Origin of the sequence: Nocardioides sp. NPDC047086, from assembly GCF_040643685.1 — a bacterium.
GTDB lineage: Bacteria > Actinomycetota > Actinomycetes > Propionibacteriales > Nocardioidaceae > Nocardioides.
Window position 1 is genome coordinate 72,087 of the sequence record NZ_JBEYUV010000010.1, and the last position, 19,889, is coordinate 91,975.

The window sequence follows — 19,889 nt, forward strand, 5'->3', positions numbered from 1 at the left end:
CGCGGTTGGTCTGGTTCCGATCGAACCGGCGCATGAGCCGCCGCAGCATCGGGCTACTTCTCGACGACGCGGGCCCGCTGCTGTGGCGGGCGGACATCTCGCTTGAGCGAGTTGCGGATGACGCGGGGTCCGGACGTCATCAGGGACCCGATCCTGAAGGAGACCGAGCCACGGGTGTCGGCGAGCTCCTGATCACGACCCTGGAGCTCCTGCTCGAGGGTCACCACCCGGCTCCTCAGCCGCGTGCGGACGGCCGAGGCGGTCCCAGCTGCCGCGGCTACCGCGTCGGCCAGGTAGGTGGCCACGATCTCGGCGCACATCGGGCTCATCGCGGCGTACTGCCACCATCGCTCCGCGAAGTCGGCCGAGACATCCATCCACGGCTTGCGCTTGTCCGCGAAGTGGATGATGACCGGCGAGCTCATCGCCTCGTCGTACTCGTCTCGGGACCAGACCCGCTGGACCGCCGGCCTGCTCCAGAACTCCTCGACGTTCTTGGGGCCGTACTTCGTCATCAGGTTGAAGCGGAGCGGAAGATGGCGGATGCCGTCGTAGCAGACGATGTTGATGATGTCCTGATCGTCGGAGTCGAACTCCTTGGCGGAGAGCTCGAGGAACTCCTCGACCAGGCCGTGCTCACGCATCTTCTCCAGGTTCATCACCATGACGCCGGAGTTGACGTAGCGCTGGAAGGACGGGAGGCCGATCGCCTGAGCGGCCTCCGTCGAGCGGAGGTGGTAGACGGCAGCCGGCACCGCGGCGACGTAGACGTCGTGCACGTCCTGCCCGTAGAGCGCCGACAGATCGCTCTCGATGACGGTGTCCACGTCGAGGTAGATGATCTTGTCGACGTCCTGGAAGAGGTCAGGCAGCTTGAGCCGGAAGTACGCAGGTGCCGTCAGGTGCGAGGTGCTGACCTTGACATCGGCGAAGTCGTCGACGACGACGAACGTGATCGTGTGGCCCGGATAGCGGGTCTCGAAGCTGAGGATCTGGTCGCGCACGCCCGCCGGGTACTCCTCGGCCACCAGGATCTTGAGGTCGTAGCCGGTGTCGGGCCCTGAGTTCTCCAGCAGCGACGTGATTGCCACCGACATCGGCTTGGCGTAATTGAGGTCGGCAGCCATGGCGACCGGGATGGTCCGCGTCCGCTCGGCCTGAGCGTTGGCTACACGGGGTTGGGGTAAGTCCAGATCCTGCGAGCGCTTCGTGGGCGCTTGACCGGATACGGCGAGCTTGTGGGGAGCCACCTGTTGTCCTTGTCGAGCTGTTGACCAACCGATGGCAGGGAGTGGTGGTTCACGCCTGTGCCGTTATGGGTGGGCCGTGGTTTGTCTGTCCCGAGATCCGGATGACCACGTCGCCACCCGGCTGGACCGCCGGCCCGAACACAGCGGTGTGTCGTCTGCCCCCCGGCAGGTGCAGCGCGCTGCTCCCAGGACGAACGGCAAAGAGATTAACCCACCCGAATCTGGATTTCTTAACTAACGCTGAGGATCGTCGGAACTGTCATCGGCCCGCAATATTCGGGTGACCCGAAAGGGCCCCGAGCAATAGCCCAGATGGGCTAATTGGCCTGGATTCGCCTGGCTCGAGGGGCTGGTTGGCAGGTGGGACAGAAGTAGGAGGAGCGGTTCATGAAGGCGATGCGGCGCATCGGGGAACCGCACCGATCACAGGCCTCACCCTCACGTCCGTACGCAGCCAGCGACCGATCGAAGTAGCCCGACTCGCCGTTCACGTTGACGTAGAGCGCGTCGAAGGAGGTGCCACCCTGACCCAGGGCCTCGGTCATCACGTCGCGTACGTGGCCGAGCAGCTCGCGCACCTTCGGGCCGGTCAGCCGGTCCCCCGGCCGCTCGCCGTGCAGCTTCGCGCGCCACAGGGCCTCGTCGGCGTAGATGTTGCCGACTCCGCTGATCACCGTCTGGTTGAGCAGGATGCGCTTGATGCCGCTGGTCGATCTCCGGACCCGCCGGACGACCGCCTCGGCGTCGAAGGCGGCCTCGAGCGGGTCGGGGGCGATGTGGGCGATCTCGGGCGGGAGCTCGGCTCCCCCGGGGCTGATCGCGAGGCCGCCGAACATGCGTTGGTCGACGAAGCGGAGCTCGCGGCCCTCCGCGGCGCCGTCGAGCCGGAGGCGGACGCGCAGGTGCCGCTCGTCGGGCGAGGACGGAGGCTGGACGAGCATCTGGCCGCTCATGCCCAGATGCGCCATCAGCGCATCACCCGAGTCCAGCGGCAGCCACAGGTACTTGCCACGGCGGCGAGCGCCGATGAGCACGCGGCCCCTCAGCTCCTCGGCGAAGGCCGAGGCACCGGCGAGGTGGCGGCGCACGGGCCTGGGGTGCAGGACCTCGACGGCAACGATCCTCGCGCCCAGGACGTGGCGCTCGAGGCCGGCGCGTACGACCTCGACCTCGGGGAGCTCAGGCACAGGTCAGGCCCTCAGGCGGAGGAGGCGGCGGCGGCCTGGATCTCGCCGTAGGCCGTCTCCGCGGCGGCCTGCTCGGCCTCCTTCTTGGAGCGGCCGACGCCGTTGCCGTAGAGCTGGTCGCCGACCCGGACCTTCGCGGTGAAGGTCTTCATGTGGTCGGGGCCCTCGTCGGTGATGACGTACTCGGGCACACCGAGGGCGCGCTCGGCGGCGAGCTCCTGCAAGGAGGTCTTCCAGTCGAGCCCGGCACCGAGGTCGGAGGCCGCCTCGATGAGGGGGTCGAAGAGACGGTGGACGAGGACGGTGGAGACCTCGATGCCACCGGAGAGGTGGACCGCTCCGATCACCGCCTCGACGGTGTCGGAGACGATCGACGCCTTCTCGCGCCCACCGGTGGCCTCCTCGCCACGGCCCAGCTTGATGTGCTGGCCGAGTCCGATGGCCTGTCCGACCTCGGCCAGGGCGCGGGCGTTCACAACTGCCGCCCGCAGCTTGGCCAACTTGCCCTCGGGCAGGTCGGGGTGGGTGCGATAGAGGGTCTCGGTGACCACGACGCCGAGCACCGAGTCGCCCAGAAACTCCAGGCGCTCGTTGGTGGGCAGGCCACCGTTCTCGTAGGCGTAGGACCGATGGGTCAGCGAACGCTCAAGCAGCTCGGGGTCCAGGATCGGATCCCCGAGCGCTTTGCGAAGCTCGGCGTAGTTGGTCAGGAGACTAACCGCGTGTCAGATCAGAGGACCTGGCGACGCTCGGCGCGAGCGCCGTACTGGCCGCACTCGCCGCACGCACGGTGCGGGATGTGCTTGGCGCCGCAGGCGGGGTTCGCGCACGTCACCAGGGTCGGCGCAACGGCCTTCCAGGCCGAGCGGCGGTGACGGGTGTTGCTGCGCGACATCTTCCGCTTCGGAACAGCCACTGTTATCTCCTCATAATTCGACCGGCCGGATCTCGACCGGCTACTGAAGCCTGTTGTGCTGGATTACCTTAGTTGCTGGAGTCGTCTTTCAACGAAGCCAGCCCCGCCCAGCGCGGGTCGACCTTGTCGCCGTGGTCGTGCCCGGGATCGTCCGCGAGCCGCGCCCCACACTCGGGGCACAGTCCCGGACAGTCGTCCTGGCACATCGGCTGGAACGGCAGTGCGAGCACCACCGCATCCCTGAGCACCGGCTCGAGGTCGATCAGGTCGCCCTCGGTCCGGCTGGTCTCGTCGTCCTCATCAGGGTCCTGGCCGTCACGAGAGTCGTTGTAGACGTACAGCTCCTGGATGTCGACCTCGGTTTCGTCCTCGATCGGCTCCAGGCACCGCACGCACTCGCCCTCGAGGACAGCGAAAGCCGTCCCCGTGACCAGCACGCCCTCCATGACCGCCTCGAGCCGCAGGTCGAACTCGACCGGCGAACCCTCGGGGACGTTGAGGACTTCGATACCAAGATCCGCCGGCGCCGGCACCGTCAGCTCCACGTGACGCTCGGACCCCGGGCGGCGGCCGAGCTCGCGTGTATCGAGCACGAGCGGCGCTCTCGGGTCCAGGGCGGTCATGTTTCACTTCCGGATGAGGGCACGACAGATCAGATGAGATCTTACCGGGACCGGGCGACGGCGACCAAAAGGACGCTCACGACAGCGGCCACGCCCGCGACCCCCGCGACGCCCGTCGCTGCCCAGGCCGCCGACTGGAAGACCGGCGCGGTCGCCAGGTCGCCTCCGGCGGGGTTCGGCGGGGCGATGTGGGCGGCGAAGACCGCGAACGTCGCCGCCGCCCAGATCGCGACCGCGGGCCCCGCCAGCCGCGGAGTGGCGGCGAGCCCGAGCGCGGTGAGCAGGCTGGTCACGACGGTGAGCGGGATGAGATATCGCCAGTACGCACCCCCGCCACCCGCCGCATAGTTGAGCTGGATCCCGACGATGACCACGGTCAGGGCGAGCAGCAGCAGCGCCGTCGCCACCCGGACGGGCTCTCGCCGGTGCCGGGAGAAGGCACGGAGGCCGACCACCAGGCCGAGCACGAGCGGGGCGATGGTGAGCACGGCGCCGATGGTGACGTGCTCCTGGAGCGCCGGCGGGATCAGGAGCTGGCGCCAGATGTCCGGGTCGGCGGCGACATCGAGCACGGGGCGTACCTCTCGGTCGTGCAGCGGGCCGCCGGGCTTGCCGACCAGGTCGGTCTGCATGCCGGACCAGTTGCCGGTGGCGCGGAAGTTGCGGACGTAGAACCATGCGTTGGCGGCGACGGCGAGGAGCACCGCGACCCCCAGGCGCAGGATGCCCGCCAGGTCACGGCGCGGGCCGAGGAGCCAGACCAGACCGAGGGTCGTCGCGCACAGTCCGATGAAGACGACACCGGGGAGCCGGGTGCCGAGGGCGGCTGCGGCGTACAGACCGAAGAGCACCAGCCCGCGGGTCCGGGGCCCGTGGCGGAGCAGCCAGACGGTCTGCCCGACCAGGAGGGTGGCCCAGAGCACGAACAGGTTGTCGTTGAAGACGACGCCGCCGAGCCTGGTCAGTGCCGGGCTGAGCGCGGTGACGAGGCCGGCCGCGACCGACACCTCGGGACGGGTGGGGACGATCAGGCGCGTCGTCCACATCACCGCGGCCACGACCAGGCAGGTGATCACGACGGAGATGCCGCGCGCGGCCATCCCGGCGGCGAGCAGGTGGCCGGCGTCGGTGAGCGGTCCGACCACGGGTGCCAGCACCAGGTAGAAGAGCGGCGGATGCTGTCCGGTCCAGTCGAAGGGCAGCGTGTAGCCCCAGATCTGCGGCATCCGCATCGGGTCGCCGATGCTGATCAGGGTGCCGTGCCAGAGCTGGTAGGCGTGGTCGACGTGGGCCACCTCGTCCTTGGTGCCGTAGAGCGGCGAGGAGAGCGCGTAGCCGGCGCACACGCCGGCGCAGGTGATGAGGTTGGCGATCAGGCCGGCGGTCCAGAGCTGCGGTGCGGTGGGCCGTGCGGTGGGCACAGGGATCTCCCGAGTGGTTCGTTGGCTTGGGACGGGGCGGGTGTTGGAAGGTCGCCGGCGCGTCGGGTCAGGAAGGCGGCGACCAGGGCGACGGCGACGTCGGTCAAGACGGCGATCCCCCGGGCCAGCAGGGCGACCAGCAGCGCCAGCCCGGGCGAGAGGACGCCCGAGAGTGCGACCACCAGGACCGCCTCGCGCAGCCCGGCACCGGCCGGGAGCCCGATCGCGGCCATACCCAGGCTGAACCCGAGCGCGTAGCCGCCGACGCTGGCCAGCAACGAGGGCAGCGGGTCGCCGCCCAGGCCGACCACGACCACCCAGATCTGGAGGCCCAGCAGGAGCCAGACCAGGCCCTGCAGCGCGAGCGCCGTGCCGATGCCCCGCCAGGTCGGCAGCACCTCGAGCGGCTCACGTCGCAGCAGCCTCAGCACGGTGTCGACGGCCTTCGCGAAGACCGGCGGATGCAGCGCGACCAGGATCAGCGGCAGGAGCAGGACCGCCCACCAGTAGCGCGCGAACGTCTCCTGCCCCAGGAACGGCATCAGCAGCACCGACACCATCACCCCGGCGCCGACGGCGATCGCCAGCACGAGCACCCCCTGGGTCAGAGACGTACGCCGCGGCACCCGCTCGGCGCGGGCGAGCTCCATCTGCCCGACGATCGTCCACACCGAGCCGGGCAGGTACTTCCCCAGCTGGCTGACGTAGAAGATCCTGGCCGCGGGCACCAGCGGCAGCGGCGAGCCGAGATCGGCGAGCACCACCCGCCACATCAGCAGCGCCACGCCCTGGGCGAGCACGGTCAGCAGAAAGGCGACCCCGAGCACCCACAGGGGCAGCTCCTGGAAGCCCCGCACGAGCGCGTGCCAGTTGCGATGGATCGCGTACGCCGCCACGAGGACGACGATCCCGACGACCACCGCCTTGAGCGGCACCGCCTTCGTCCAGCCTCGGCCCACAGGTCCTCCCTGGCAGCACTTTTCGGGTGCCGACATCTCAGATGCGGGGTGTGCTGCTCGATCTCTCCTTGCCCTCGACCCTAACGTTGAGGTGATGCACATCGTCGCCTTCGGCACCTACGACGTGGCCTCCCATCCGCGGGTCGCGGTACTCATCGAGGGCTTACGAGCCTGTGGCGCGGAGGTCACCGAGGTCAACCGGCCACTCGGTCTGGACACCGCCGCGAGGGTCGCGATCCTGCGACAACCGTGGCGGCTGCCGCTGCTCGTGCTGCGCCTGCTGACCTGCTGGGGCGGCCTGGCCGCGGAGTCGCTGCGCCGGCGCCGGGACGGGCGTCCTGACGCCGTCCTGGTCGGCTATCTGGGTCACTTCGACGTGCACCTGGCCCGCCTCCTCCACCCCCGCTCCACCATCCTGCTCGACCACATGGTCTCGGCGGCCGGGGTCGCCACCAACCGGCGGCTGGCCGGCTCCGGCGGCCTGAAGCTGCGCCTGATGAAGGCGATCGACGCGATGGCGCTGAAGCGGGCCGACGTGGTCATCGTGGACACGGTCGAGCAGCAGCAGGCACTGCCCGAGGACGTACGCAGGCACTCGGTGGTGTGCCCGGTGGGGGCCACCACGGAGTGGTTCGACGCGGGTGCCCGGGCGCTCGAGCGGCCGACCGAGGCGCCGTTGCAGGCCGTCTTCGTCGGCCTCTTCTCCCCCACCCACGGCGCTCCGGTGATCGCCGACGCTCTCGACCTCCTCGCCGACGACGAGCGGATCGAGGTGACGATGGTGGGCCAGGGCCAGCAGTACGACGAGGCCCGGCGCCTCGCCGCCGGCAACCCGCGCGTCTCCTGGGTCGACTGGGTCGACGCCGAGGACCTGCCCGACTTCGTCGCCGGGTTCGACGTGAGCCTCGGCATCTTCGGCACCGTCCCGCAGGCACGCCGGGTGGTGCCCAACAAGGCGTTCCAGGGCGCCGCCGCCGGCGCGGTCGTCGTCACCTCCGACACCGCGCCGCAGCGACGGATGCTGGAGAGCGCGGCCATGCTCGTCTCCCCCGGCAGCCCCGAGGAGCTCGCCGCCGCCCTGGCGAAGCTCGCCGACGACCCGGACGACGCCCAGCGCCTGCGCGAGGCGGCGTACGAGCAGGCGCGGGAGCACTACACGCCGCGGGCCGTCGCCTCCCCCATCCTCGAATGTCTCCACTGACCCGATCTCGACCCAGGAACCAGATGACACCACTCACCGCCACCGACCGCCCGCTGCCTCCGCTCGCGCCCCGGGCCTGGCTCCGCTACGACGTCGTCAGCCGCATCGTCGACCGGCTGGCTCCGGCGACGGCGCTGGAGATCGGCTGCGGCCAGGGCGCGTTCGGCGCCCGCCTGGCCACACGCGCCGACTATCTCGGGATCGAGCCCGACGCGGACTCGTTCGCGGTGGCGTACGAGCGGATCACGTGCCTGGGCGGCACCGTGCTCAACACGATGTCCTCGGAGCTGGAGACCGGGGTGGCGTACGACATGGTCTGTGCCTTCGAGGTGCTCGAGCACATCGAGGACGACAAGGGAGCGCTGGCCGAATGGGTCACCCACCTCCGCCCCGGCGGGCAGCTGGTGCTCTCCGTCCCGGCCTTCCAGGAGCGGTTCGGGCCGATGGACCGCCATGCCGGGCACTTCCGTCGCTACAGCCCCGAGGAGCTCACCCACCGGCTGGAGGAGGCCGGTCTGGACGAGGTCGACATCACCGTCTACGGCTGGCCGCTCGGCTACGCGCTGGAGGCGGTCCGCAACCGGATCGACGCCAGGAAGCTGGCGAAGGTGGGCGACCTCACACCCGAGGAGCTCACCCGGGCGACCGGGCGTACGTTCCAGCCCAGCGGGCGGCTCAAGGGAGCCGCCATCGCCCTCGCGACCAGCCCCTTCATGGCCCTGCAGCGGCTCCGGCCGGACACCGGCACCGGTCTGGTGGCCGTCGCGACCAAGCGCGGCCTCTGCGTCGACCCGGACGGCGGAAAGACAACTTGACCGACCTACCGCGCGCGCTACCGGCACCCGTTCCCGACTACTCATAGATTTCCGGCTTGTGCCCTCCCCTGTTGTGACTGCATCCGATCGGTGGCGCTCGGGCGTCGTCCTGGCGCTTCTGGTCCTCTTCGTCGCGGTGACCTTCGGTCCCGCACTCGTGGGTCAGGGGATGCTGCTGGACACCGGATGGCTGCACGCGATGATGCCGTACGCCGCCGACGGCCCGATCCCGCAAGGGACGCTCTGGTGTCGCGGCGACACCTGGGACTACTACCTGCCCGGTGTCGAGAACATCGTCGAGGGCGTACGCCACGGCAACTGGCAGACCTGGGCGCCCTACGAGGTGGGCGGCGCACCGCTGGCCTCGCTGCCGAACCATGCGGTGCTGAGCCCGGTCTCGTGGCCCTACTGGGTGATGCCGATTTGGCTGGCGCCGGCCTGGGTGAAGCTGACCGAGCTGGTCCTGGTGCTGGTCGGGATGGTGCTGTTCCTCGGACGTCTCGGGGTGCGGCGCAGCATCGCGCTGGTCGCCGGGACGGTCTTCTTCACCTCCGGCTTCATGATGATGTGGACCAACTGGCCCCACACCAAGGTCGCCTGCCTGGTCCCGCTGCTGCTGTGGGCCCTGGACCGTGCCGTGCGGGAGCGCGGCGCGCGCGACCTCGCCGCCGTCGGCCTGGTGGTCGCGGCGATGCTGCTCGGCGGGTTCCCGGCGGTGACGATGTTCGCGCTGACCCTGGGCGGGATCTACGTGGTCGTGCGCGCGCTCGCGCTGCGCGACGTGCGCCGCACGCTCGTCGCGGGCGGCATCGCCGCGGGCGGGGTCGGGCTCGGGGTCGCGCTCTCCGCGGTCCAGGTGCTCCCCTTCGCGCGCAACATGAGCGCTCTCGGGCTCGACGAGCGCGTCCCCAACCAGGTCAAGCCCGCCAGCCTCGCGCTCACGACCGTCGCCCCCGACGTCTACGGCACCTGTGTCGACGGGCTGTGGGCCGGCAAGGACAACCCGATCGAGTCGATCTCGTTCGTCGGCGTCGCGGCGCTGATCCTGGTCCTGTGCGCCCTGGTCGTCAGGCTCCCCGGCGGTCGCCGCCCCTCGACGCCCGCCCTGCTCGGGGTCGTGCTGGCCGCGATCGTCTGGCTGCTGTGGATCGGTGGGCTGCCGCTCGAGCTGCTGCAGAAGCTGCCCGGCTACAGCTCCAACAGCTTCGGGCGGGCGAACTCGATCTTCGGGTTCCTGTGTGCGGTCCTCGCCGGGATCGGGCTGGAGCGTCTCCTCCAGCGGGCCGAGGGCTCGCCGTCTCCTGATGGGGAGGGTAGGTCCCGGCGTCCGCGGGTGGTGGTGGCGCTCGTCGTGCTGCTGGCGGCCGTCGGGGTGGCTGCGTACTTCCTGTACGCGGCCTACGCCTACATCGACGGCGCTCCGCGGCCGATCCCCGACGTCGCCGCGAAGCTGCGGGTGCCGGCGCTGCTGGGAGCCGTCTCGGTCCTCGCGGTGGCGGCGACGCTGCTGCTGCGGGGCAGGCTGCGGCTGCTGGGCCCGCTGGTGCTCGTGCTGGCGGTGCTCGCGCAGAGCACGATGTTCGCGCGCGAGGTGCTGCCGCTCACCGATCGCGACGACTTCTATCCGGTCACGCCGGCCCACGAGTTCCTGAAGGAGAACCTCGGCGAGGAGCGCTACGGCGCCTCGGGCTGGGAGCACTCGGGCGTCGCCGACCACTACCGGCTGCGTACGCCGACGGGCCATGAGTTCACCTCACCGGAGTGGAAGGCGCTGATCGCCGCGGTCAGCCCGGACGCACAGCTGTCCAGGACCTACAGCGACTTCCCCGCCAACGTGCCCTCGCCGGGGCGACAGCCGGTGCTCGACCAGCTCTCGGTCCGCTACTGGGTGACCCAGCCGCTGGAGGTCATCGGCACCTCGGAGCCGACGCCGGTGCTGCGCGCGCAGCGGCAGCCGCTGACCGTGATGCCCGGCCAGCAGGCGACGTGCCGGGTCCCGCAGGGCGACCTGCGCGGGATCGAGGTCACCGTGCCCGACGGCCTGAAGCCGCGGGCGCAGACGCCGACGATCGTCCGGGTGAGCGTCGGGACCGGCGCCGAGAAGGTCACCTCCGAGCGGGCCATCGCCGTGAACCGGCCGCTCGGGCGCGGCGAGAAGATGCGCGTCGCGGTGCCCGACCACCGCTTCACCGCCGGACCGGTGCCGGTCACCATCTCGTTCGCGGGGAAGCGGAAGCCCGTCCGTCTCGCCGGCCGCACCGACGGTTCCGCCGTCTGTGCCGCGGTCCGGCCGGAACAGGGCGACGGCCTCCGGGTGGTGCACGCCTCGGCCGGGGCGGTCGTCTACGAGCACGCGAGCGCGCTGCCCCGGATCCGCTGGGCCGGCACCAGCGAGGTCGTCACCGACGGCCCGACCCGGGTCCGCCGGCTGACCGAGGGCGTCGCGCCCGGCACGGTGCTCCTCGACGACGACTCGACGCCGGCCGCGTCCGGCTCGACCGCCCGGGTCGACGTACGCCGCGACGAGGCCGAGACGATCTCGGCCGAGGTCACCGCGGACGGAGCCGGCTACCTTGTGGTCGCCGACTCGATCGCCCGTCCGGGCTGGTCGGCGACCGTCGACGGCCGCTCGGTGGACCTGGTCGCCGGCAACCACGCCTTCGCCGCGGTGCCCGTCCCCGAGGGAACCCACACGGTCACGCTGCGCTACGAGGCCCCGGGGCTGCGTACGGGTGCCGTGGTCTCGCTCCTCGGCGCGCTGGTGACGCTGGGGCTGCTGCTCGTTCCTCGGGTGCTGGACCGGCGCCGTGGCAGACGCCGCGTGGACCCGTCCTGAACGCCAGGTTTCCTTAGCACATACGCCCGATGACACCCGCGAGGGGGCGTGGGGCCGCGGAATCCACGCGGTAATGTGGCGGCTCAGAAGCCCCTCACGAAACCCCCGAAACCTGTGTTCGGTCCCACTACTTGCCCTGAGGTCCCTGTGAAGCTTGTCGTTCAAGTCCCCTGCCTCAACGAGGAGGAGACGCTCCCGTCCGTCCTGGAGTCGATCCCGAAGCAGATCCCCGGCATCGACGAGATCGTGATCCTGATCGTCGACGACGGGTGCACCGACCGGACGGTCGAGGTGGCCAAGGAGCACGGCGTGCGCGAGTTCGTGCACCACGCCCGCAACCAGGGTCTCGGCCGGAGCTTCCACGACGGTGTGGTCCGCGCGCTCGAACTGGGCGCCGACATCGTGGTCAACACCGACGGCGACAATCAATACCCGCAGGACCGCATCACCGACCTGGTCCAGCCGATCATCGACGGCCAGGCCGACATCGTCATCGGCGACCGGCAGGTCGACCGGATCGAGCACTTCTCCGGGCTGAAGAAGAAGCTGCAGAAGGTCGGCTCGAAGGTGGTCAACATGGCCGCCGAGACCGACCTGCCCGACGCGGCCAGCGGATTCCGTGCCTACTCGCGCGAGTCGCTGATGCTGCTCAACACGGTGACCCGCTTCTCCTACTGCATGGAGACGATCATCCAGGCCGGCAACAAGCGGATGAAGATCGCCTCGGTGCCGATCGAGACCAACGCCAAGACGCGTGAGTCGCGGCTGTTCAAGTCGATGCCGGAGCACATCATGAAGTCGGGTGCGGCGATCGTGCGCTCCTACATGATGTACAAGCCGTACGCCATCTTCGTCTGGCTCACCGCCTTCTTCTTCGTCCTCGGTGCGATCCCGTTCGTGCGCTACCTGGTGCTGTGGCTCAGCGGCGACAACGGCAACCACATCCAGTCGCTGCTGCTCGGCGGCGTGCTGATCAACCTGGCCTTCATGTCCGCGATGCTCGGGGTGATCTCCGACCTGATCCGCACCAACCGGGTGCTCATCGAGGACGACCTGGAGCACACCAAGAAGGCGCGGTTCGGCAAGTCCGGCACCGAGATGCTCCGCGACCAGACCTCGGTCGCCGAGTTCGATCTGCCGCACACCCAGGCCCACACGGCCTCGGCCCAATCCGGCGAGACGTGGACGACCAGCCTGTGACAACGACCCACTCCGACCCGGTCTCCGCCACGGAGACCGGGTCGTCGGCTACGCCCAGCCCTGCCAAGCGGCTGCTGAAGATCGGTCTCGCCCTCGTCGTCGTGCTCGGCGGCGCCTACCTGGTCTGGCGCCAGCGCGCCGACCTGGCCACGGCGGTCCAGGAGCTGAGCCTGGGCCGCGTGGCGATCGCCGGCGTCCTGGCGATCGTCGGCACCATGCTGATCGCTCAGATCTGGGTCGCCCTCCTGCACGGCATGGGCATCCGGCCCTCGCTGCGCGACTCCCACTCGGTCTTCTACGTCTCCCAGCTGGGCAAGTACCTGCCCGGCTCGGTGTGGCCGGTCGTCGCGCAGATGCAGTTCGGGCTGCGCTGGGGCGTCGCGCGCCGGACGATGCTCGGCGCCAACATCCTCTTCATGGGGGTCGTTGTCGCCAGCGGCATCGGCGTCGGCGCGCTCTTGCTTCCCTGGTCGTCGTCCGAGGGGCTCAGCCGCTACTGGTGGCTGCTGCTCCTGCTGGTGCCGCTGGCCGTCTGCCTGCACCCGCGCGTCGTCCCGGGCACGCTCGACTGGCTCTTCGCCCGGCTCGGGAAAGAGCCCCTCGGCGTACGTCTCACCGCGCGGGGGCTCTTCACCGCCATCGGCTGGGCGGTGCTCGCCTGGGTGGCCTTCGGCCTCCATCTGGCCGTGATGATGCAGTCCTACACCTCGGTGGGGCTGCTCGAGGTCGCGGCCGCGACCGGTGGGATGGCCCTGGCCTGGGCCGCGGGGATCGCGTTCATCCCTGCCCCGGCCGGCGCCGGGATCCGGGAGGCACTGCTCGCCCTCACCCTGGGCCCGATCATCGGTGTCCCCGAGGCGCTCACCGTCGCGCTCGCCTCGCGCGTCCTCCTGCTCCTTGCCGATGTGGTGCTGGCTGGTCTGGGAGCGGTTCTCGGGCGGCGTACGTCCTGACGGGCCGGGCCGCGAGGCAGACGGCCAGCACGCCGCACGCCACGCCCGCGGCCACGACGAGCTCGGCGCCTCGCGACTCGGAGTTCGGCAGGCGACCGGCGTAGACCGCCGAGCTGACGAACCAGTCGAAGATCAGCAAGGCGTACACGCCCAGCGCGAAGGTCGTCACGGCGGCCATCAGCTGAGCCCGCGACTCACCCGAGCCGGCGGGGATCAGGTCGACGAGCGCCAGGACGCCGACAGCGAGCGCCGTGGCCAGCAGGGGCATGAGCGGCATCAGATAGCGGTCATTCGGGTTTCCGCCACCCGCGACGAACCCGACCAGGTTGGCCAGGATGACGGCCGCGTGGACGGAGAGCAGCAACCATCCCGCCGCCGAGGAGGGCTGGTCCGCCGGCCCGGCGATCATGCGGCGTACGACCAGCGCGATCAGTCCTGCCACCGCGACGAGGGCGAGCACATCGACCACCACGACGTAGCCCTGCGCCGACACCGGCACCCACAGACGTTCGTACCAGTCCTCCCAGAGCGCACCGTCCGTCAGCACCTGCCACCAGGTCCCGTTCGACTCCCGGTCGAACTTCTCCAGCAGCGCACCGGTGGCGGTCGGATCGCCGTAGAGGACGATGTTGCGGACATAGAACCAGCCGGTGACGAGCGCCGGAACACCGGTGGCCACGGCCGAGACCGCCAGTGCGCGGATCACGCCGCGGCGGGAGTGGTCCTCGAGGAGCAGAGCCAGCGCGATGGCCGCACCGCACAGGACGACGGTCAGGACCCCGGGCGCCTTCGCCCCTGCCGCGGCGGCCCCGGCCAGCGCGACCAGCGTCAGGCGCTTCGGGGACAGGCCGCGGTTCAGGATCCGGATCGTGGCCAGCATGGTCAGCGACGATGCCGCGACTGCCACCCCGTCGTTGGCGATGTGCCCGCCAGCGCTCACCAGCACCGCACACGAGGCGCTGATCCCCGTGGCCAGGAACGCCGTCGCCGCCCGCCGGGTCACCTCGAAGGCGATCAGACCCACCAGCAGTACGCACAGCGCGGAGCCGACGGCGTTGATCATCCGCATCCCGACGACCATCACCTGAGGTGCGTCGAGCACCCCCGACGCGGCCACGAACGGCAGCGACATCAGGTAGTAGAGCGGAGGATGGTTCGCGGTCCAGATGTGGCGGTGCGGCTCATCCGCCATGGTCCCCAGCCCCTCGACGACCTGGGGGTAGCGGCGCGCGTCCGTCGTCACCGGCGTATCGATCGTGGGCAACCGTCCCGAGGCCAACTCCACCGCGTAGCCGGCGTTCGGTCCCTCGTCGCGGGTCTGGTACTGCAGCGACCGGGTCAGTGCGACGTAGCTGCTCAGGCTCAGCGCGAAGAACGCGACCAGCACCATCGCCGCCAGCAGCCGCTTCGGAAGCCGTACTTCGACACGGTGCTCGTGGGTGGAGCGGAGCATTCAGGACCTTCGGGTGGGCTTGCGGGCGGATGGCGAGCCTATGCCAGGTTCTCCCGTGCTCTCGTCCCCTGGTTGCGTGTCCCTCGAGTTGGCCCCGGCTAGGACAGTTTGCTGAAGGTTCTGGTGCCGTCGGGGCGGACCGTGACAGCCCGCCTCTCGAACGGCTCGAGCGAGCGGTGCGCCCAGATGCGGAAACGCCGGTGCTCTTCCGCGATCCAGACCTCGGCGCAGGGCTCGTAGTCCTTCTCGATCGCGGTCTCCACCCAGCCGCCGCGGGCCATCGCGGTCGTCTGCAGCACCACCGGGACCTCGCCGCCGGCCATCATCGCGGTCAGCTGCTTCTCGTTGCGGCCGAAGTCGTAGTGGAACAGGTAGAACGGCGTCGGGTTCTCGACATCGAGGGCGTCGTACAACGACAGCTGGTTGCCCAACACGAAGGCGGTGCGGCCTCCCTTCAGGCACCGTGTCATCTCAGGTCGTATCGCGTCTCCCCAGACATCGGCAGCCTCGAGCTGACGGCTTTCCCGGCTCAGGTCATCGACGTGCTCGACGGCTGAGGCCAGGGGAACCACGCCCAGGACGAGGCAGGCACCCGCGGAGACGGCGACCAGCCTCGCCCGCAGCCTCGTGCCGATCATCATGACGCTCACCACCAGCACGAGGATCACTGGGCCGACAAGGCTGCGGGCACCGAAGCCGAACGCCAGAGCTGCTCCCACCCACGCCGCCCCGGTCGCGAACCCCACGATCGCGGTCACCAGCTGCCGGCCGGACATGGACCTCGGCGGGCTCGGCAACGAGATCCGGTCCCGGCGGTCGTACACGTCGCAGAGGGCGAAGATCAGGGCCGCGAACACCAACGCACTCACGGTCTCGGCGTGTCCAGGCCCGGGACGACGGACGGGGACGGTCGCGAGAAGCAGTGCACACAACGCGAGGAACCGCGTCGGGTCGCTCGCCAGACGCCAGATGACCGGCACGAACATCAGCAGCAGAAGGAAGGGATAGACGGCGACGATGAGGTAGCCCTCACCGTCGGACGGCACCTCGAAGAAGGGCCAGCCGAAGTGGTTCGGAAACTGCTGGGCCTGACCGAAGACGACCTGGCGGTTGAGCTCGGCCAGGCTCATTCCGTAGCCGATCCGGTAGAACAGCACCTCCGAGACGAATCCGGCCAGGATGCCGACGGCGAGGGCCGCACATCGTGTCACTCTCTCCCGCACCGCTGCCTCGCGCCGCCCGATGAGCTCGTACAGTCCCGCCGCACCGGTCAGCAGGATCGCCAGCTCGACGTGCTGCCAGAAGAGGGCCGCCGGCACCAGCAACCGCACGACCAGCGACCAGCGTCCGGCGTCGAGCCGCCCTCCGGGCAGGAGGATGAACGCGAAGACGACTGGGAGGACGTACTTCACCTGAGCGGGCGATGCGAGCATCAGGACGGCCAGCGCCATGGCGACCATGGCAGCCGGATGCAGGCGTCTGCGCAGCCCCATCGCGGCCACGAGGATCGCAGACAGGGTCACGGCAAAGAAGCGACCCAACAAGAACTCCCACCACAGAGGATCGCCACCGGCCAGCCGATAGACCAGGGCGTTCACCCACCATGAGCCGGCGTTCCAGCCGTGCTGGAAGTCGACCAGCGGTACCGCACCCTCGGCCGTGAGCTTACCGAGGTAGTACTGCGCTCCCCTGTCCCCGGTCAACGGCTCCATCTGTGCGGTGAGGGTGTACGCGGCACGTACGACGGCGACCACGACGATCACAGCGAAGGTCGCCCATCTCACCAGGCCGACGGGTTCACGCACTCGGCGTGCGGGCGAGGGGGTTGCCGGCGTGGCCGCCGCATCGAGCATGCTCCGAAAGTACGCGCTGTCGCAGGCAACCGGGGCGGAACTGTGGGACGCGTCAGATCTGCTCAGCGCGGCTTGACGCTGCGGGGCTGGTCTGGGCCGCCGACCCTGTCCTCGAGTGTTTCTCGCCCTGCCCCGGAGTAAAGGACGGCCTGCGGCCGCCGGCTACGCCGGTCGCCTGCGGCGATCCTTGACACCGGAGCACGTCGAGAAAGATTTGGCTGGCTATCAGGGGCGGCGGCCCCAGTGTGGCCCACGGTAATCGCTCCTCGGGAGATGGACGCCCCACGGGGAACGAAAATTCATTCACCCCCTGCAGAAGTCGACGCTCCCCGGGGTGAACGAAAGTTTCTTCACCCCACCCCGCCGAACGAATTTTCGTTCACCCCAGCTAGGCACCACCCCACAGCGGCATCGGCGTGAACGAAAATTCGTTCACCTTCAGACCCAAGCCCCTGCCCAACCCACATCGCCGCACCAAACCCCTGCCGCCGGCCCGATAGCCAGCCAGATCTTTTCTCGGCGACGGCCGGTGTCAAGGATCGCCGAAGGCGACCGGCGTCAGCCGGCGGCCGCAGGCCGTCCTTTACTCCGGACGCCGCCGAGAACACCCTCCAAGCAAGGGTCGGCGGCAAACGCCAACCCCAAAACACAACAACCCTCACCGCGTCGGAACAAGCTCCCCACCCCGAACACTGAGATCCCGCTGCTGAACATCACCGCGAGACTTGTGGGTCCAGATCGTGACAGTCGTCGCCTGCTTCTCGATCCTCACGACCGAGCACGGCACATAGTTGGCGCGGATGCCGTCGGTGAGCCACGGCTGCGGCGTGTGCAGCGGCATCGTCTCGATGATGACCGGGATCGAGCCGTCCTCGAGCTGAGGCACCAGCACGTCCTCGTACTGCGCGAAGTCGTAGTGGAACAGGTAGTAGGGCGTCGGGTTGGTGATGTCGAGGGCGTCGTAGAGCTCGAGATAGTTGGGCATCACCAGCGCCTCGCGGGTGCCGCCGCTGCAGCGCTCGTACTCGGGGCCCGCCCAGCGGGCGATCGCATCGGTCACCTGGAACGACTTCGCGTCGCGGCGCATGTCGTCGAGGTGGTCGACGGAGGCGAGAGCGGGTACGCAGGCCAGCACCACCAGCGCACCGGCCGAGACCGCCGCGGTGGCTCCTCGGAGGAACGCTCCTCCGAGGACCGCCCCGGCGATGGCCAAGGTCACGACGAGGACCGCGCCGAGCATGCTCTGCAGGCCGAAGCCGATCCAGAGGGTGGCGGCTGCCCACGCGGCACCGAGCACAGCGAGAGGTAGCGCGATGGCGGACCGTGTTGGTTTCGGCTCGGATTCGCTCGTTCCTCGCGATTCCGGCTCAACCGACGTCAGGGCGCCGCGCTCGTAGAGCTCGGCCACCGCGAGGACGACGGCGAGGAGGACGAGGGCGGAGACGGTGGTGGTGTGCGGGTTGTCGACGCGCCGGATCGGGACGACGACGAGGACGAGCCCGGCCAGCGCGATCAGCCGGGTGGAGTCGGAGATTCGCTGCCACACCAGCGGCACGAAGGGAATCAGCAGCGCGAACGGGTAGAGCGCCAGGATGAAGAAACGCCCCGACTCGGTCGGCAGGTCGAAGAAGTTCCAGACGGCGTACTGCGCACCCTCGTGCGTCTCGGTCTGCCCGAGGATCACCTGCCGGTTGAAGTCGGCGAAGGAGAGGCCCCACAGGACCTTGTACGCCACCGCCTGGATCACCAGCCCGAGCACGAACCCACCGGCCAGCTGCACACAGTTGTGGACCCGGGTACGCCAGGGCACCGAACGGCGCGCGAACAGCTCGAAGAGCCCCGAGGCACCGGTGAGGAGCACCGCCAGCTCGACGTACTGCCAGAAGACGAGGGCCGGGAGGAGCACCCGCGCGGCGGCGGCCAGGCGCGGGCGTGACTCCAGCGGCCCCACCGGAAGGAGGAGGAAGACCCACAGCAGGCAGACCGTGTACTTGATGTGCAGCGGGGTCGCCAGCAGGAGCACCCCGAGCGCGACCGCGATCATCACGGCCGGGTGCAGTCGCAGCCGGAGCCCGATGGCGGCGGCGAGGACCGCGCCGAGGCCGGCGCCGAGCAGGCGGCCCCAGAGGAAGTACCAGAGGGTCGGGCTGCCGCTTGCGATCGCGTAGAGCGCCGCGTTGACCCAGAACGAGCCTGCGTTCCAGCCGTGCTCGAAGTCGACCAGCGGGATCGCGCCGTGGGCGGTGATCTCGGCCAGGTGGTACTGCGCGCCGAAGTCCTGGGTCAGGAACGAACCGTTCTGGGCGCCGACCGAGTAGGCCGCCCAGACCAGCGCCATGACGCAGACACCGGCGAACGTCGCCCACCTGATGATCCCGACCGGCTCGGTGTGATCAGTTCTCGAGTCCCCAGGTGATGCCATGACGGCGACCCTATGAGAGCGAGCGCCCGGCGTGGATCATCCACGCCGGGCGCCCGTGATGACCTGGGTCTCAGCCCTTAGTGAGCACCGAGGTGCGCTCGGGGTAGGGCAGGGTCGGGGTGAGACCGGCGTGGATGGTCTCCTTCATCCCCGAGGCGGCGATGGCCTCGACGTACCGCTTGCGGCGGCTGTTGTCGAAGACGATGATCCCGCCGGGAGCGAGCCGGTCCTTGGCCTTCTCCAAGCACGCCTCACGGGCACGCCCGTCGACCACCACGAGGTCGAACTCGCCGTCGACGTCGTCGATGGAGTTGACGTACGCCTCGAAGTCGAGGCCGGCGTGGCCCTCCTTCTGGGAGGGGACGACCGGGTTCGACGACTCGACCGGCTCGATGACCCGCAGCGAGATCTTCTCCTCGCCGGCGAGCTCGGCCTGCATCATCTCGCCGAAGCCCTTGTGGTGCTCGACGGAGTGGATCTCGTCGGCGCGACGGGAGAGCCAGATGGTGGAGGCACCGGAGCCGTACTCATAGACCCGGATCGGGCGCTCACGCTCGCTCAGCCAGGCGTCGACGGCGGTGATCGCGTCGTAGGTCCACCACGGCACGTCGAGCTTCGCCATCGCCAGGGAGTCGTAGACCTTGGTGAGCGAGTGCGCCCAGTGACGCCAGCGCTGCTCGACCGGCGGTGCGGTCTCCTTCGCGAGTCCCGTCTTCGTCAGCCCGCGACCGACGGCCTTGAGGGAGGCGGCGTAGGACTGCTTGGCCAAGGAAAGCGGTGAACGGCCTGAGGTGGACATT

General features: G+C 69.7%; 16 protein-coding genes. 5 read left to right on the forward strand and 11 right to left on the reverse strand.

What is annotated here, in order from left to right; all coding sequences use genetic code 11:
- Positions 1-53: 53 nt before the first annotated feature.
- From ABZ796_RS10020 to ABZ796_RS10050, 7 genes are all read right to left on the reverse strand, one after another.
- The gene (locus ABZ796_RS10020; protein ID WP_357336580.1) at positions 54-1,127 is read right to left on the reverse strand and encodes a glycosyltransferase family 8 protein; all 1,074 of its coding nucleotides are present in this window, start codon (positions 1,125-1,127) and stop codon (positions 54-56) included.
- Positions 1,128-1,567: 440 nt separating this feature from the next.
- Complete coding sequence (gene mutM, locus ABZ796_RS10025) at positions 1,568-2,437, reverse strand: bifunctional DNA-formamidopyrimidine glycosylase/DNA-(apurinic or apyrimidinic site) lyase (protein WP_357336582.1); 870 nt, start codon at positions 2,435-2,437, stop codon at positions 1,568-1,570.
- Between the two features lie 11 nt (positions 2,438-2,448).
- Positions 2,449-3,147 (reverse strand): ribonuclease III, encoded by a 699-nt coding sequence (gene rnc, locus ABZ796_RS10030; RefSeq protein ID WP_141792610.1) that lies wholly within the window; start codon positions 3,145-3,147, stop codon positions 2,449-2,451.
- Positions 3,148-3,167: 20 nt separating this feature from the next.
- A complete protein-coding gene (rpmF, locus tag ABZ796_RS10035) occupies positions 3,168-3,353 on the reverse strand; it encodes a 50S ribosomal protein L32 (protein WP_008358292.1) in 186 nt (61 codons plus the stop codon).
- 68 nt (positions 3,354-3,421) lie between these two features.
- Positions 3,422-3,976, reverse strand: a complete 555-nt coding sequence (locus tag ABZ796_RS10040) for a DUF177 domain-containing protein (protein ID WP_357336584.1) — start codon at positions 3,974-3,976, stop codon at positions 3,422-3,424.
- 41 nt (positions 3,977-4,017) lie between these two features.
- On the reverse strand, positions 4,018-5,397 hold the full coding sequence (locus ABZ796_RS10045; protein ID WP_357336586.1) for a hypothetical protein: 1,380 nt from the start codon (positions 5,395-5,397) through the stop codon (positions 4,018-4,020).
- On the reverse strand, positions 5,349-6,356 hold the full coding sequence (locus tag ABZ796_RS10050) for a lysylphosphatidylglycerol synthase domain-containing protein (protein ID WP_357336587.1): 1,008 nt from the start codon (positions 6,354-6,356) through the stop codon (positions 5,349-5,351). The genes ABZ796_RS10045 and ABZ796_RS10050 overlap by 49 nt, the downstream gene beginning before the upstream one ends.
- A 94-nt stretch (positions 6,357-6,450) precedes the next feature.
- Here ABZ796_RS10050 and ABZ796_RS10055 point away from each other — a divergent pair, with 94 nt between their 5' ends.
- From ABZ796_RS10055 to ABZ796_RS10075, 5 genes are all read left to right on the forward strand, one after another.
- Positions 6,451-7,557 carry a glycosyltransferase gene (locus ABZ796_RS10055; protein WP_357336589.1) on the forward strand — a complete coding sequence of 369 codons (1,107 nt, stop codon included), beginning with the start codon at positions 6,451-6,453 and terminating at the stop codon, positions 7,555-7,557.
- Between the two features lie 23 nt (positions 7,558-7,580).
- Positions 7,581-8,372, forward strand: coding sequence for a class I SAM-dependent methyltransferase (locus ABZ796_RS10060; RefSeq protein ID WP_357336591.1), 792 nt, complete (start codon positions 7,581-7,583; stop codon positions 8,370-8,372).
- A 73-nt stretch (positions 8,373-8,445) separates the two neighbouring features.
- The gene (locus tag ABZ796_RS10065) at positions 8,446-11,208 is read left to right on the forward strand and encodes a YfhO family protein (RefSeq protein ID WP_357336593.1); all 2,763 of its coding nucleotides are present in this window, start codon (positions 8,446-8,448) and stop codon (positions 11,206-11,208) included.
- A gap of 147 nt (positions 11,209-11,355) precedes the next feature.
- Positions 11,356-12,408, forward strand: a complete 1,053-nt coding sequence (locus ABZ796_RS10070) for a glycosyltransferase family 2 protein (protein ID WP_357336595.1) — start codon at positions 11,356-11,358, stop codon at positions 12,406-12,408.
- On the forward strand, positions 12,405-13,361 hold the full coding sequence (locus tag ABZ796_RS10075; RefSeq protein WP_357336596.1) for a lysylphosphatidylglycerol synthase domain-containing protein: 957 nt from the start codon (positions 12,405-12,407) through the stop codon (positions 13,359-13,361). The genes ABZ796_RS10070 and ABZ796_RS10075 overlap by 4 nt, the downstream gene beginning before the upstream one ends.
- Here ABZ796_RS10075 and ABZ796_RS10080 read toward each other — a convergent pair.
- The 4 genes from ABZ796_RS10080 to ABZ796_RS10095 all read right to left on the reverse strand — a co-directional run bounded on the left by ABZ796_RS10080 (position 13,270) and on the right by ABZ796_RS10095 (position 19,858).
- Positions 13,270-14,814: a phospholipid carrier-dependent glycosyltransferase gene (locus ABZ796_RS10080; RefSeq protein ID WP_357336597.1), complete on the reverse strand. Its 1,545-nt coding sequence runs from the start codon at positions 14,812-14,814 to the stop codon at positions 13,270-13,272. The genes ABZ796_RS10075 and ABZ796_RS10080 overlap by 92 nt on opposite strands.
- Before the next feature lie 98 nt (positions 14,815-14,912).
- Positions 14,913-16,667: a hypothetical protein gene (locus tag ABZ796_RS10085; protein WP_357336599.1), complete on the reverse strand. Its 1,755-nt coding sequence runs from the start codon at positions 16,665-16,667 to the stop codon at positions 14,913-14,915.
- A 658-nt stretch (positions 16,668-17,325) separates the two neighbouring features.
- Positions 17,326-19,089, reverse strand: a complete 1,764-nt coding sequence (locus ABZ796_RS10090; RefSeq protein ID WP_357336600.1) for a hypothetical protein — start codon at positions 19,087-19,089, stop codon at positions 17,326-17,328.
- Between the two features lie 70 nt (positions 19,090-19,159).
- Positions 19,160-19,858 carry a class I SAM-dependent methyltransferase gene (locus tag ABZ796_RS10095; protein WP_357336602.1) on the reverse strand — a complete coding sequence of 233 codons (699 nt, stop codon included), beginning with the start codon at positions 19,856-19,858 and terminating at the stop codon, positions 19,160-19,162.
- Between the last annotated feature and the right edge of the window lie 31 nt (positions 19,859-19,889).

Excerpts from the sequence above, each read along its gene's own strand:
- ABZ796_RS10020 (WP_357336580.1), bottom strand. The coding sequence starts at position 1,127 with ATGGCTGCCGACCTCAATTACGCCAAGCCGATGTCGGTGGCAATCACG.
- ABZ796_RS10040 (WP_357336584.1), bottom strand. The coding sequence starts at position 3,976 with ATGACCGCCCTGGACCCGAGAGCGCCGCTCGTGCTCGATACACGCGAG.
- ABZ796_RS10055 (WP_357336589.1), top strand. The coding sequence starts at position 6,451 with ATGCACATCGTCGCCTTCGGCACCTACGACGTGGCCTCCCATCCGCGG.
- ABZ796_RS10060 (WP_357336591.1), top strand. The coding sequence starts at position 7,581 with ATGACACCACTCACCGCCACCGACCGCCCGCTGCCTCCGCTCGCGCCC.
- ABZ796_RS10080 (WP_357336597.1), bottom strand. The coding sequence starts at position 14,814 with ATGCTCCGCTCCACCCACGAGCACCGTGTCGAAGTACGGCTTCCGAAG.
- ABZ796_RS10085 (WP_357336599.1), bottom strand. The coding sequence starts at position 16,667 with ATGCTCGATGCGGCGGCCACGCCGGCAACCCCCTCGCCCGCACGCCGA.
- ABZ796_RS10090 (WP_357336600.1), bottom strand. The coding sequence starts at position 19,089 with ATGGCATCACCTGGGGACTCGAGAACTGATCACACCGAGCCGGTCGGG.